This is a genomic window from Pseudoalteromonas sp. McH1-7 (assembly GCF_013366255.1).
In the GTDB taxonomy this organism is placed as follows: Bacteria; Pseudomonadota; Gammaproteobacteria; order Enterobacterales; family Alteromonadaceae; genus Pseudoalteromonas; species Pseudoalteromonas peptidolytica.
The window spans coordinates 66,916-81,593 of the sequence record NZ_JABWPQ010000012.1 but is presented as its reverse complement, the minus strand read 5'-3'; the positions used below and the strand labels follow the sequence as shown (position 1 = coordinate 81,593).

General features: G+C 41.3%; 14 protein-coding genes. 7 read left to right on the top strand and 7 right to left on the bottom strand.

All coding sequences use genetic code 11. The features are described from left to right. Positions 1–163: 163 nt before the first annotated feature. From HUZ36_RS10370 to HUZ36_RS10360, 3 genes are all read right to left on the bottom strand, one after another. A complete protein-coding gene (locus tag HUZ36_RS10370) occupies positions 164–919 on the bottom strand; it encodes a type 1 glutamine amidotransferase domain-containing protein (RefSeq protein ID WP_176032785.1) in 756 nt (251 codons plus the stop codon). A gap of 388 nt (positions 920–1,307) precedes the next feature. Continuing rightward, entirely contained in the window at positions 1,308–3,212 is a 1,905-nt protein-coding gene (locus HUZ36_RS10365; RefSeq protein WP_176032784.1) for a S9 family peptidase, read from the bottom strand. A 167-nt stretch (positions 3,213–3,379) separates the two neighbouring features. Continuing rightward, positions 3,380–4,090: an AraC family transcriptional regulator gene (locus tag HUZ36_RS10360; protein ID WP_252095694.1), complete on the bottom strand. Its 711-nt coding sequence runs from the start codon at positions 4,088–4,090 to the stop codon at positions 3,380–3,382. A gap of 160 nt (positions 4,091–4,250) precedes the next feature. Here HUZ36_RS10360 and HUZ36_RS10355 point away from each other — a divergent pair, with 160 nt between their 5' ends. Beyond that, complete coding sequence (locus HUZ36_RS10355; protein WP_176032782.1) at positions 4,251–4,970, top strand: type 1 glutamine amidotransferase; 720 nt, start codon at positions 4,251–4,253, stop codon at positions 4,968–4,970. 660 nt (positions 4,971–5,630) lie between these two features. Continuing rightward, positions 5,631–6,077, top strand: a complete 447-nt coding sequence (locus tag HUZ36_RS10350; RefSeq protein ID WP_176032781.1) for a methyltransferase family protein — start codon at positions 5,631–5,633, stop codon at positions 6,075–6,077. Between the two features lie 167 nt (positions 6,078–6,244). Here HUZ36_RS10350 and HUZ36_RS10345 read toward each other — a convergent pair whose 3' ends face one another. Beyond that, entirely contained in the window at positions 6,245–6,478 is a 234-nt protein-coding gene (locus tag HUZ36_RS10345) for a hypothetical protein (RefSeq protein WP_176032780.1), read from the bottom strand. A 282-nt stretch (positions 6,479–6,760) separates the two neighbouring features. On the opposite strand from HUZ36_RS10345, the gene HUZ36_RS10340 reads away from it, so the two are divergent. The 5 genes from HUZ36_RS10340 to HUZ36_RS10320 all read left to right on the top strand — a co-directional run bounded on the left by HUZ36_RS10340 (position 6,761) and on the right by HUZ36_RS10320 (position 11,012). Further along, the gene (locus tag HUZ36_RS10340; protein ID WP_147391086.1) at positions 6,761–7,063 is read left to right on the top strand and encodes a helix-turn-helix domain-containing protein; all 303 of its coding nucleotides are present in this window, start codon (positions 6,761–6,763) and stop codon (positions 7,061–7,063) included. A gap of 147 nt (positions 7,064–7,210) precedes the next feature. Further along, entirely contained in the window at positions 7,211–7,747 is a 537-nt protein-coding gene (locus HUZ36_RS10335; RefSeq protein ID WP_176032779.1) for a hypothetical protein, read from the top strand. Between the two features lie 108 nt (positions 7,748–7,855). Next, a complete protein-coding gene (locus tag HUZ36_RS10330; RefSeq protein WP_176032778.1) occupies positions 7,856–8,572 on the top strand; it encodes a hypothetical protein in 717 nt (238 codons plus the stop codon). Positions 8,573–8,932: 360 nt separating this feature from the next. Beyond that, positions 8,933–9,637, top strand: coding sequence for a response regulator transcription factor (locus HUZ36_RS10325; protein WP_176032777.1), 705 nt, complete (start codon positions 8,933–8,935; stop codon positions 9,635–9,637). Between the two features lie 145 nt (positions 9,638–9,782). Then, positions 9,783–11,012, top strand: coding sequence for a sensor histidine kinase (locus HUZ36_RS10320; protein ID WP_176032776.1), 1,230 nt, complete (start codon positions 9,783–9,785; stop codon positions 11,010–11,012). 38 nt (positions 11,013–11,050) lie between these two features. On the opposite strand, the gene HUZ36_RS10315 is transcribed toward HUZ36_RS10320, so the two are convergent. The 3 genes from HUZ36_RS10315 to HUZ36_RS10305 form a co-directional block, all read right to left on the bottom strand. Further along, complete coding sequence (locus HUZ36_RS10315; RefSeq protein WP_176032775.1) at positions 11,051–12,808, bottom strand: hypothetical protein; 1,758 nt, start codon at positions 12,806–12,808, stop codon at positions 11,051–11,053. Positions 12,809–13,034: 226 nt separating this feature from the next. Continuing rightward, positions 13,035–13,700, bottom strand: coding sequence for a DUF6058 family natural product biosynthesis protein (locus HUZ36_RS10310; protein ID WP_147391091.1), 666 nt, complete (start codon positions 13,698–13,700; stop codon positions 13,035–13,037). Positions 13,701–14,254: 554 nt separating this feature from the next. Beyond that, positions 14,255–14,443, bottom strand: a complete 189-nt coding sequence (locus HUZ36_RS10305) for a hypothetical protein (protein WP_176032774.1) — start codon at positions 14,441–14,443, stop codon at positions 14,255–14,257. Between the last annotated feature and the right edge of the window lie 235 nt (positions 14,444–14,678).

Sequence of the window (14,678 nt, the reverse complement as noted above, 5' to 3'; positions counted from 1 at the left end):
TCCCTCATCCGAAGCTCAGATTACTCGAGTATGCCTACGATTTATATACGCTATAGCTGCCAACTCACTTGAAACTCAACTAGCTTAACAAGACTTGTCGCCACACAGGCTACTTTCTGTTGAACACAAAGTTGTGAGCCTTTAGTAAATCCCGCAGGCTGCGTCAATTATTTGCTTTTAGCTTCGCGATAACTCTCTCTGCGAGCAGTGTTGCTGATGCTGGGTTTTGTCCCGTAATTAACTGACCATCTTCTATTACATTGGTTTGCCATGCAGCTGATGAGGAGTAAATACCGCCACGTTCGATAAGCCGGTTTTGCAATAGAAATGGGACGATATCCGTTGTCCCTAAATCACTTTCCTCTTGATTGCTAAACCCTGTAACCCGCTTACCTTTAACTAAATAATCTCCGTTCGCAAGTTTAACATTCGTGATCGCTGCTACACCATGACAAACAGCAGCAAGTACTCCATTTTTATTTAAAATATCGGAAGCGACACGCGCAACATCACGATTGTCAGGGAAATCCCACATAGGCCCAGATCCGCCACTAAAAATTACCGCATCATATTCATTTGCATCTATTTGGTTTAGTGGGATCGTATTGATCACCTTAGTCATTAACTCCGCGTCATTTAAAAAAACCTGATGGTAATCGTCCGGCTCAGCCAATGCTTTTGCATCTATTGGTGCAAGGCCACCTTTAATGCTGGCAATATCCACGTTGATATTAGCCTTTTTTAAACGGTAATATGGGTGTGTTAATTCAGGGAGCCAAAACCCTGTTTTTCGCCCCGTAGTGCCAAGTTGATCATGGCTGGTTAGTACGATTAATACTGTGTGCTCATTAGATGCGTTTGCCGCCGAAGTAAAACTGCCAATCGTCAAAATAAAAATCAAAAATATCTGTTTAATCATATGCTAATCACCCTATTTGTTTTCAGTGATTACACTGTAGCGCGCTTCATTACCTACTTCATTTACATAGGTTGATAACACCTGAAAGTTAAACTCATTGGACTCAAATAGATTGGTCCAACTCAAGCATTGCGATAAAGGTTGCTTGTTAGCGACACTTTTACTTTGTCTATATGGGATAGCTATCTTGTTGATAGCACACTGCCGTAGCAAGGTTTTTGACAGCATTTTTTTATTGGAGAGTAAGTTTCTTAATTACGAAGATTACGATTAAAAGTCGCAGATACAACATTAACCGCCTGTTTTTGTATCGGAATAACAACGACTCAAAGACGTTGCTATTCCGCGTACAGTTTTATTATTCAATCAATGATGATTGTTATATTGACTATAGTGTCTCATCTAACCACTTGAAGAATTCGCGCTGCCATACTATGCCGTTTTGCGGTGTCAGTACCCAGTGGTTTTCTTCAGGGAAATATAAGAAACGGCTTTTTAGTCCACGTAATTTAGCTGCCTGAAAAGCTTGCATGCCTTGGCTTAGAGGAACTCGGTAGTCTTTACCACCATGGATCACAAACATGGGAGCATCCCATTTGTCGACATAGCTGATTGGATTAAATTGCGCGTAAGCCTTGTTGATTGCCGCGTTATTTTTCTCCCAATACGCACCACCAAGTTCATTGTTCACGAAGAACATTTCTTCCGTTGTGCCATACATACTGCGTAAGTCAAAAATACCACAGTGAGAGATAAAGGTTTTAAATCGCCCTTCATGTTTACCAGCTAAGTAAAATGCAGAGTAACCACCAAAACTTGCACCAATAGCTGCAATTCGTTTGTTGTCAACGTAAGATTCTTTAGCCACATTATCTATCGCATCAAGGTAGTCTTGCATTACCTTGCCACCCCAGTCTTGGCTTATGTCTTTATTCCACTTCACACCATGACCTGGCATACCACGACGATTTGGTGCCACCACAATGTAGCCCTGTGATGCCATCACTTGGAAATTCCAGCGGTATGAATAAAACTGAGACAACGGTGACTGCGGACCACCTTGTAGATATAACAGGGTTGGATATTGCTTGCGCTTATCAAAATTAGGTGGATAGATCACCCACGTTAGCATATCTTCACCGTCTTTTGTCTTCACCATTCGTTTTTCAACATTCGGTAAATCAAGACCTGCATACAGTGCTTCGTTTACGTTGGTTAGCGCGACAAGCTTTTTGCTATTAAGATCAAAACGGAAAATCTCTTTCGCTTGGTTCATGCTATTTCGCGTAACCACCAGCTGACCATCCAAGGCTGCAACGATGCCATTGACATCAAACATACCCTTGGTTAACTGCTTAATTTTTGGCTTATCTTTTGTTTTACGATTTACTGCAACCTGAAACAGCTGAATTGTACCGTCTATTGGCGCGATAAAATAAATGTGCTTACCATCGTGGCTCCATTCAAAGCTACTCACCGTGCCATCCCAGTGTGCCGTCAGGTTTATTTCTCTTTCACCCAGATTAACAATTATGTCGTTTTTATCAGCTTCGTTACCAGGCTCATCCATACGCAAAAAAGCAAGCTGGCCTGTTGGCGAAAATTCAGGACTTTTATCATAACCTAAGTTTTGCTCTGTCAGGTTTGTGGTTTTCTTACTGGCTAAGTTGTAGCGATAAATATCAGTGTTGGTGCTTGTTACATACTCTGTGCCGGTCAGTTTTTTACTGACATAGTAGATATTCTCACCTTTAGGGCCCCAAATGTAGTCACTGGAGCCACCAAATGGTGACGTTGGACTATCAAAAGGCATCCCTTTCATAATGTCGACTTTTTCTTCCGTGATAAGGTCTTGATAAAAAACATGTTTAACGCTGCCATCTTTCCATGTATCCCAATGACGGTAGTTTAAATCGTCAAATACATAAGCATTGGCTTGAGTTAATGCTTGGTATCTATCTGTGGCTAAAACAGACTCTACTTTAACGCTATCATGGAATAACTTTTTGCTACCATCAGGTGACACATTGTTATCTGATAGCACTCCCTGATAAGCGGTGAGTAGCTGCGCAGTGCCGCCTTTTAATGGTACTTGATACACTTTACTATCAAAATCATTATTCTCAACGCTTGGTGTAGTAACTCGGTAAATCACATGTGTTTTATCTTTAGATAACCCAAGTGCACTTACGCGCTTTACTTGCCATAGCTTCTCTGGGGTCATTACCTCTTGGGCTGATACCCCCACTATTGGTGCTAACCCTAAGCTAGCACATAAAAAAATTCGCAACATCGGCAAATGTCTCCACTAATCAAAACCCAGTTAGACTACATAATAAGAAGAAAACTTAAAAGAATACGCGACAAGATACTTTAACCCTAAGCAAAGTTGATGAAGCATGGCCACTTTACACCATAAGGTGATGGAGTTTTACTCAATGTAGTAAGCCAGCCTGCGTTTTACTGTAAGTTATCAGTACGGTACTTTTTTGGTGTTTGGTTGAATAGCTTCTTAAAAGCTTGGACAAAAGCAGAGTCAGAGGCATAGCCCAGCTCAACGGCAACTTCCTGTATGGTTTTTTGCGAGTCCAACAATTGCAAAGATAACACTAACCTTATGTTTTGCCGCCATCGTGCAAATGATTGAGAAAACTCTCTAGCGCATAATCGAGACAAAGTACGCTCTGAAGCACCCACTTTAGTTGCCCATTCCTTTAACGTAAATGAAAGATATGGCTGCGCTTTTAGTTGGGAGAAAATGGATAAAAGCCGCTTATCAGCAGGAATGAGCAAAGGGATTTCATAACTTGTTGCCACATCAATTTGATCTCGCAATACCGTCAATAAATGCGTGATATTCGCTTGTGGTTGCTTGTGCGTATTGGTTTCAAACAGCATTAATATCAATGCTTTGATAAAGGGTGTGACCTGACAAGATTTAGGTTGCTGCGCATATTGAACATACTTTTCAGGGTTGAGGTAAATCGCTAAAAACGTTGTATTGGTCACTGCGATGGATTTATGAATTGTATGTGCAGGTATGTAAAGCATGCCATTGTGAGGCACTATGCTACGTTTATCCCCAATATTTGACTGTAGTAGCCCTCGCAATGGAAACACGATTTGGTGCCACGAATGACAGTGTAAGTCATCAATATAACCAGCCGCCATATTAATCGTCTTTGTTATGAATTGTGTATGCGGAGCGTTTTTGATTAGGTCATTTGCTTGCATTTTGGCGACTTATCAACATTAAACGTCAGTTATTATAAATGACGCCATGATAATTTGATATAACATCTATGGCTTACATTAATCGAAAGGTTGAAAGATGAATATTCACTTTATCATCCATGAACATTTTGAAGCGCCCGGTGTCTACGAAGTATGGGCTGAAAAACGCGGCCACACCATCACCTACTCACGAGTTTATCAAGCCGAATCACTTCCAAAAAGTATCGAAGACATAGATTTTTTAATAGTAATGGGCGGCCCTCAAGATCCGTCAACAACGATTGAACAATGCCCACATTTCGATGCAAAAAGTGAGCAAGCTATTATTTTAAGCTCCATTACAGCAGGAAAAGTTGTGCTTGGTATATGCTTAGGAGCCCAGCTTATTGGTGAAGCACTAGGAGCAACATTTGAACCTAGCCCTGAACGTGAAATCGGAAAATACCCGATAACCTTGACAGAAGCCGGGATGCAACACACGCTATTTAGTCATTTTGGACAAGTATTGGATGTGGGTCATTGGCATAATGATATGCCAGGGCTTACCAATGGAGCACAAGTAATTGCATATAGCGAGGGGTGCCCAAGGCAAATTGTCGCCTATCAAGAGTTGGTATATGGCTTCCAGTGCCATATGGAGTTAACGAAAGAAGTCGTCGCATTACTTATGGCAAATGAGGACTTAACTAAAGCGTCTCACTATCGATTTGTCGACGAACCAGAGGTATTACTTAATCATGACTATCAAGAAATGAATCAAAAGCTGCATGATTTTTTAGATAAGTTAGAGCGCTTTTATAGCAATTCGCTTAATTAAGTGATCCGCAACAGTTAGCGTTTTAACAATATAGCGTGATATGAAAGCGTTTAAGTACTACGGTTGCCCATACCTGAATAAAGCGTAGTGCTTTTTAATTTGTTTGTTTAGTAGAGGTAACACTATTGCAACCACTGAATAAAACGCCGACATAACACATTCTACTATAAGCTCTTCAGATATGAGCACCGCGCTCGTGTTTTTTAGTTGTAGGCACTGCTGTTCAAAAGAGTACATCTTTTCAAATGGCGATTTTCCTCTCGATGTCCGCTTTGTTCTTTGTGGTGTAAGTCGGTATTTTTATATTGATCAAAGTGGCAACGAACGCAATAAATCCTTGGTCAGAAAAGGCGGGGCTTTTGCAAGTATAAGCTAAATAATAGTTGGGGAGACTTAGTGCGCAAAATGTTAAAACACTGAGTGTGGAAGAAAGAAAAGAGAGAGGCTGGCTTTATTTTACTATCTGCGAAGGGGCGTTACTTGGCGTTTCTAAATACATTCAGTGATGACTGTCAGTGTATGCCCTTCGCCGTATTACGATGTATTTAGGTATTACGAATGTTACGCTCTCGTGTATTCGTCGCGAGATAGGCTTAACATAGGTCAAGGTACTGATAAAATGATTCTTGTATGCTCAAGCTTTATCAAAGGAGTGCTTAGATGAAAATGCTGTTACCACCATTTTTGTTCTTAATTTTTATTATTGCTATGGGCCTTATTTGCTGGGCAGCAGGCTTCCCACATTCATTCGGTTTTCCATATAACCTAATTGGCATATCTATTATTGGTATTGGCTTTATCATTTCAATGACAGGTAAAAAGTTATTCAAAAAACTCGAGACTAACATTATGGCGTTTGATGAACCGACGGTCTTGGTAGCAAGTGGGATTTATAAATATACTCGAAACCCGATGTACCTTGGATTCACTGTCGCCATATTTGGTTTTGCTATACTTTTAGGTGGCTCTCTTTCATCTTTTTTACTGACAGCTGCTTTCTTCTTAATAACTGATAGATGGTATATACCGTACGAAGAGCGAATGATGCACGCCAAGTTTGGTGCAGAATATGAAGTATACTGTAGAAAAGTTCGCCGCTGGATTTGAAGCGTAACAGAGCAGCAACATACTCTAACTCTGACACCCACGCCAATTTGCATCGACATTGTGGTGGGTGCCTGTGTTTGGAGGGGTGCTAAGGTGAATTAAACAGTATCTAAAAAAGGGGGATGCCAGTAAAACCGGCCCTCCCCTTCACCGAAAATATATTACCGTCAATCCCTTGTAGGTGCGCTGGCATAAACAAGCTCAACTAAGTTACTCATCGTTTTGGATTTCTGCATATAGGCTTTTTCCATGTGCGCAAGCTCTTGTAGCTCAAATAGCGTCGTTTCCACAAGTGATAGCCACTTAACCGTTGACTCAGGCACTTCTGGTTCCTTCATGCTCGCTTTTTTTAATGCCGCATAGTAAATATGCAGATCGTTATACTGGCGTAGATAATCCATATAATGTCCTTAATAACTAACCCTTATGTTTATGAAATTAAGCTTATCAAAAACTTCGCCTGAAAATTCTGCCGAACAGAACATTTCACAAAATAAAAAAATACAAATAAATAAAAATCAGAAGCTTAAAATTAATCCGAACCATTTTAGCAACATTAAAGTAAAACAAACTTGCAAATTTAGTACATGCAGTTACAATCCAGATTTTACAAAATAGAAACAGTAACGGCGTAAAATTTACCTTTCGCATATCCGCGAGCCCGATTAAAAAGGATTAAGTGAGTGGGCAGAACCCGATTTAAGTGTACAGGTGATGATCTTCGAAGACTGCGAATGTCGGCTGATAAAACCACCCAGCAGATGGCTGACTTAGTAGGGATCCGGCGGCAAACCTATGAAGAGTATGAAAAAGGAATTCGAAAGTTTTCATTCGAGTACTTTTTAGAGTGGAGTACTTATTGTGGTATGGATGTCAACCCAATTACAGACTATTTTATGGATTTACGCTCCAAAATGAAGGACGTAAAACTATGGCGAGAAAGTCCTTCTCCTGCAAAAAAACGTAAAAGCCCCAAAGGTCAGTAGCCTTGATGTGTTAACACCTACTCGTTAATAGTACCTCTTTAGTTTCACTTGTTTACAGCATAAGCAACAAGTGATTCTCATTTTTGGTGTTTCGCGATAAAGTAGTGCTAACCAAAACACCGAAAATAATCCTGAAGGGAAATCAACATGCAGCTATTCAAAAATGTAAGAGTAAGCATACTAACCTTTTGCTTTAAAGTGATAAGGGACTTTACAGATAAAATAAACCGTAATCTCCACATTAACTTGTTTATTCGTTCTAAATGCAAAAAATATTGCTTAAAAATAACCAAAACCTATACCAAAAATATAGCAATAATAAGTACACCAATAGACCAAACAGCAGATAGTTCAGTTATAAGACAGTACCAATACCTACAGAGCAACTGTATTCAAAGTAAAAGCAAATTAATACATGATTGTCGAAGTATACAGCAGGTTACTGGAGGTTCTGGCGGACATCAGCATGATGAACCACGTGGAGATCGCTTTTGTCACGAAACCAAGTTGTTACAAAACAATCAATATCTACGACAGATAAATGGAGGCTCTGGTGGACATCAGCATGATGAACCACGTGGAGATCGCTTTTGTCACGAAACCAAGTTGATACAAAACAATCAATATCTACGACAGATAAGTGGAGGATCTGGTGGACACCAACACGAAGATCAAAGAGGGTGAACTTACTATACTCGGAGACTACTCACTCTGGCTGCATAAACATATCTGCTTAATACTAAGAAAAAATTAAAAAATACTAAATCAGTAAAGGTCAGCAAGGAACAAATCATGAAAACGTCTTGGCTCTTTTATGTCACAGCGTTGCTGTTTGCAGGGTTGTTGTCGTATATACATCTAAATACAGATTTTTTTTATGGTGTGGCAACTCTCGTTATAATGACAGCTCTTGTAGTCTATTATAGAAATCAAGTAAATATTGTACACATTGTCATCGTTATATCTATCTTTACCTTGATAGAGTTTAGTCTATTTGAATTAATAGAAATCTATATGCAAGAAGACCCTGCGTACAAAAAGAACTTTATGGTCTATTTAATGCACTTTTTTGTTGATGTCTCTGTTCTTTTAATACTAAGAAAACGGGTGATGTATTCTTTATTATTTATGCGCCGTTTCCAACCCGATAACTGGAGAGCGATATACATTACCTATGCTGATATTTTATTATACGGTATCTATATATTATTTATCGTTGTGGACTTAGCCGCATTTGTAGAAAACTTGTTTCGAAATATGGACTATATCTTCGGCGTCTCAGAAGCAACGGCCAAACCCTTCTGGAGCTGGAATTGGGTTTACAAAAGCTACCCCTACGCTAAAAGTATTCTACTTTCTTGTGTTGTAACTATTTTACTCGCCACTATTTTTGTAGAAAATCAACGCCCAGAACAGGAAGACGATGAAGATGATGGCAATGGCAATGGCAATGGCAATGGCAATGGCAATGGCAATGGCAATGAGATAATGCACAAAACCAATAAATAATCGCTGTGATAAAAAGAAGGAATTAGCACAGACACCCACGCAAATTTGCAACTATATTGTGATGGGTGTCTGCTACCTAGTTTCGCGAGATTCTTGCTATTCTTCTGTTGATTTGGTCACCCTACAACCCTTGACTTGCTCAAGGTTTGGGACAGATGTCCGTGAAACTTCCCCAGCAAGACCGCAAAAGTAGTGCAAAACAAGTGACCCGCTCACTGCGTTTTGCCACTGCTTTCTCCCTTGAAACAACAAAATTTTGTATGTAAATCTCCTTGGTTGTTTTAGAATGGATGTTGAACAATCTCAGGTGTTTTTTCACCCTCGGTGGCAAGCCTCGCTGATCAGGAAATTTCTAGTGCAATGAAGTTAAACACACGTATTATTTATGTCGAAGATGAGCAAGATACTGCTGATATAGTTAGTGCTTACCTTGAACACGCGGGTTATTGTGTAACTCACTTAACCACCCACGAAATTGCGAAAAAAGCGTTGTATAAAGAGGATTTTGACTTAGCCATTCTGGATATTATGTTGCCTGATGGCAGTGGCCTTGAACTGTTGCAAAGTGCCGTTGAGCACAATATCCCGAGTATTTTATTGTCGGCCAAAAAAACAGAGGCTGAGCGCATAGAGGGGTTCAGATTGGGAGCTGATGACTATGTCTGTAAGCCATTTAGCCCGCGAGAGCTAACGTACAGAGTAAAAGCGCTATTAAACAGACTACATCCCACCAAACACGGTCGTGTTCTTTACTTTAACGGGTTACAAATAGACCCTGAATACCATACTGTAACACTCAACGATACCGCCATCCGTTTTACAAGCCTTGAGTTTGCGCTGTTATACACACTAGCCAGCAACGCTAAAAAAGTCTTCTCACGGGATATGCTGATCACTCAGGCATGGCCAAATGCTTCCGACATTACTGACAGAGCAATCGATACACATATTGCGAACCTGCGCAAAAAGCTCAATGACAATCGACAAAACCCCTGCTGGATACAGACCATTTACGGCCAAGGCTACCAGTTTATTGCGACCCCATTAAATGAAACTACAAACTAAGTTACCCCTAGTGGTAGCAATGTGCACCATTGCCCTACTTGGCAGCTATTATCTACTTTCCAGTTTCAGTGCTAACAAGGCGATCATTAAGTTTGATAGCAGTGCACTCATCACGCTCTCACGCGCATTCACCCAGGAGCTTGAGATGTTTCAATTTATACATGCCCTCTCTCCCCTTGACTCCCAAGCTGAGTTGATTGCATTGTTAGAAAAAACGTATCCAAATCATTATTTTATCGTGCTAGTCAATGATAAAGTCGCACAGCATACATTTCATCAACATGACTTTAAATTAGAGGTACTTATTTCATCTCCTAGTCATCAATTTACTGTCACAGATGAAAACAAGACGATCGTTATGCAGGCGTTTATGGAACCTGTCGTGGTACAAATCAGTCAGCAGCATACTGAAGTACTATGGTTTTCAAAAGACATTCTAAAACAGCATAGTCAGGATATCGATATGCGCGCTTTACTGCACAGAGACTTTGCCTTTTGGCTCGCAATACTCTGTGTGTTGGCGGTGCTCGTGTCATGGCTTAGCGCATGGTACTTCCTGAAACCCATAAAGTCTTTGAGCCGTGCCTTTAGACGTATTGAGTCAGGCAATTACCGTACCCAGGTTGAGCATATAAGTAATGACGAATTTGCTGTACTGATCACGCGCTTTAATCAAATGGCGGCTGAGCTGGCAAAAACCACTGCACAGCGCGATCAGCTTACGGCCGATTTGGCCCACGAACTCAGGGCTCCCCTGACCAGTTTAAGAGCAAGAATAGAAGCGATCCAAGACGGTATATTACCTGCCGAATCCGATCAATTTAACACTCTGATAGGTCAGACCGTTTCATTAGATAAGCTGATTGAGGACTTACATGCGCTTAGCAGTGGTAAGGTCTCTCTCACCGCTTTAGATATACAACTCTTACAGCCAGCAAACCTTATCAGAGACTTATGTGAGACTTATCGGCCATTGGTTGAGCAAAAAGGAATGACGCTGTTTTGCAATTGCACCGACAACAGAAAGGTAATGCTAGATGCCCAGCGCTTAAATCAGGTGCTGCTAAACTTGATTGAAAATGCGATTAAATACGCTGCTCAGGGCGGTGAAATCCGGCTTATTGTCGAACCTCAAGGGACCCAGCTTTGCATCCATGTTATCGACAAAGGGCCTGGGGTTGATCCCAATAGAATAGAAGATATTTTTAATCGTTATTATCGTGAACCTGGGCAGCAAGACACAAAAGGCCAGGGTCTTGGACTGGATATTTGTGCCCGCCTCACCCGTCAAATGGATGGTAATATAGGCGTAAACAGTAAGTCCAACGAGGGAGCCTGCTTTACGCTAACATTTACTGCTTTGGAAGGACCCTAGTTAGACTGTCTGTTAAACAGGCTCACCAGACATAACGCTTACTGGGTGTCGATTGATATTGCCATCATCTCACTCCCGGTTCCTTGCACGACAACATGATGTTCCGACACTGCATCGATATAGTATTCATTGTCAAGATAGTTGTGCCACAACACACCTGAAAACACTTTGTGTGCATCATGAGCCGACAGAAGCCATAGCTCTCCTGTTGCATTCGTGCTGCTGGTGTCACCAACATAACCCAACAAATAGCCTCCTTGGGCCACAACTTGGGTTGAGACCTTACTGTGATTTTGCGGGAAGTAGAGATCCTGATTTCGCCAGTTTGGTAGCACCACATAAATATCCTTATCGGTTACCAGCCTAGCTTTTAACCCTGCGAGGTTGATTGCCACGTCACCACTTTTGATATAACTTAAGCGACCAAATTCATCCCCCTCATTTGCCGTGCCGGCCAATAACGTGGTCAGGTCGCCTCCCAGCCAGTTAACAGGTTCACTGTTTAGCTCGTCTAAATCAAGAGCCACAGTTCCCTCAACGCCGTTGATTTTGACATTGAACTGCTTTGCCTGATTGTTCTGCAAATAAAACAAGTACTGATTTTGTTGGCTATCTTCCCAAAGTGTTACATCGCCGACATTTTCGTACTCAAATACCGCCTCATCCCGATAAGGCAGCACAGTGTCCAGATAATTCACCAACAAGTTACCCTGCTGGGTATAACCTGCAAAATAGTTGCGCCCATCGTAATTAAACGCAGGCAGTAAACTGGGTACGTCTATCTGCTCAGAAATTACTTTAGGGTAAATGTACCCACTGTCTTTAATTTGACCCAATGCATGACCCCCTGCGTCCTTATTCAGGTTAAAATACAGGTCTTCATTATTCTGTGAAAAACCACCTGAGATCTTCATATCATCATATATGGCAACCGTTTCCCACTGCCCATCAACGAACTGCGCTATCTGATTAGCGTCACTACCGACAGGAGAGGATAGCGCATAGAGTTTGCCTTTGTTCGCTTTTACCGTGTATGCATCAAAACTGAAATTAACAACCCCCATGGGCTGGCCATTTTCAAACTCAAGTTTGTGAACCATGTGCACATTCTCGTCCCAGGAGCTAAACCACACTCCCTCATCAAACCATTCATAACCCTGTCTTATCAGGCGCTTATTGGCATTCTCCCAGACAATTTTCGGCGCTTGATTATCTCTTGATATCGCCAGTTTTCTGCCCAACAAACTAACAGTAAAACTCTCACACGCCAGCTGATACTCTAATCCCGACAGTTTCTCAGCCAGTGTACACGTCTGTGGTCCCTGTAAATCTGCAACTTTTGGCACTATACCTGGCTGATAATCAAACACAATCGTTTCTGAATTGAACGGGTGTACCGTGTCACCATAGCGAATATCCAGCCCGTATGCAGGGCCAATGTCGGCGTGTACCTTCACCTGGCTGGTAACACAGTTTACCGTTAACTCATAAGTATGCTTTTCACTTTCCTTTATTTCGGAATCACACTGTGTCGCAATAGACGATACCTTGATGTCTGGCGCTTTAAACTGTTTTCCTGCCTGCGTAAACTGATAGTCTTGTTCAGCACTCAACGTTTCATTGTGTCCCATCCATTGCAAACTCACCGTTTCAAAGTCTCCCGACGTAGTTACGTTCAGTACATATTGATTGTGGTCATCCGTTTCACGTTCAAGCGGGAGTGTTGAGTTTTTTGAACCGCCACAGCCTGTCAATATACACAGGCTAAATAGGCTTAAACCTAAGGAATAATGCATAGTAAATCCTCGATAGTTATGGTTAATAAGTCACCTTCGATCCTGAGTCAGTATTAGTCTGACAAAACGATAACTTAAATACGCTGCGTGTTATCACACCCGAGGGTATTCGTAAGTCATCACTGAAAGCACTTGTAATTACAGAAAAAGCAAATAATGCCTTGATCAGTCCCCAGTTTAATGACCAATTGTTAGGGAATTATCAGGGGGAAGTTGTTTTGTGATTTCATATCAGCAAGGCGCTGAGCGAAATAGACTCAGCAGCCAGCCTATACTTAGCCCGTACTTCATCAACTAATCGACGTCTTGAGCTATTCGCTCGCTCGTGTGGGGCAAACTGAGCACTCACACTGTCTAACAAGTTAACGGCAAAAATCAGTGTTTCACGCTCTGCTTGGTTTAGTGTTTTTAACTGGCATAGCTCATTAATTTTTATGATGGCAAATTCCTTGGCAGCAATGTCCTCTGGCAAGCCAGTTTGAGTACACAAGCCATAGGTGCCATCCAAAAAGTGCTGCCATTCATCCGCAATATGGTTCGACAGAGAGGTCGTTAATTTAGGATGACTGGAGACATATCCAAGGCGACCAAGTCGCGTAAGCGTTTTTCGGTAACGTGCCGAGAATAAAGCATAAATCTTGGTTTGATCCTGCTCTTCCAAAATAACGTTCAGCCAAGATGCATAACCCTTTGCGTAAAAAGTCAGTATATGGTTTTCTTTAAATTGACCAAAGAAGGAATCACACCCTAAATTCACGTTGAGCGTATAGGAAGCCCGAGGCATTAATTGACTATCCTGAAGCGCTTTCAGCTCTTGTTCGGAAATATTGGCCACATCCAGTAGCTCTTGCATAGTATAGAATGTTGTATTGAGATATTGGTAAAGCACCACTGTTCTTACTCCTTTATATCAAAGTCCACGACTTAAATAGAAAATTAAACAGACTGTTTTCTTTGTTAGATAACATATATACATTCAGCGTTTCACTGTGCCCCATCCATTGCAAACTCACCGCTTCAAAGTCTCTCAACGTGGTTACGTTCGGTACATGTTGATTAGGGTCATCCGTTTTGCTCTCAAACGGGAATATGAGTTGGTTGAACCGCCCCCCCTGCCAATATACGTAGGATAAAACCTAAAGAATAATGCATAGTAAACCCTCGATAGTTACGATTAATAAGTCACTTTCGATCCTGAGCCAGTATTAATCTGACAAAGCGATAACTTTAATACGCTGCGTGTTATCACACCTTGGGGTATTGGTAAGCCATCAATGAAAGCAGTGCAATGATAGAAAAAAGTAAAATAACACCTTAATCCCTACCAGTGTAATGAACAATTGTCAGGGAATTATCAGGCTGGAGTCATTTTGTCATTTCATCTCGGCCAGGCGCTGAGTGACATATACCCAGCCGCCAACCCATAATTAGCCCTTATTTCATCAACTAATCGACGTCTTGAGCCATCTGCTCGTGTGGGGCAAACTGAACACTCACACTGTCTAACAAGTTAACGACAAAAATCTGTGCTTCACGTTCTGTTTGATTCAGTGTTTTTAACTGGCATAGCTCATTAATTTTTATGGTGGGTGTCTGTGTTGGGGAGCTTAGCATCTGTGTTGGGGAGCTTAGCACAGACACCCACCACGATTTGCATCTATGCTGTAGTGGGTAGACTGTAATTTTTCCCCCTTAAAATGGTCATTCACCAACTCAGGAAAATACAGTACACCCAACATATGTATAAAAATATAATTGCTTATATAACCAGCTTTAGGTGTAATGGGTACATCGTTAAGCAAAAGCCACGCTGATTTGCCCAGCTATTTTACCGTCATTGAGAAAAGTATTAGTTAGTTCAATCTAGAGA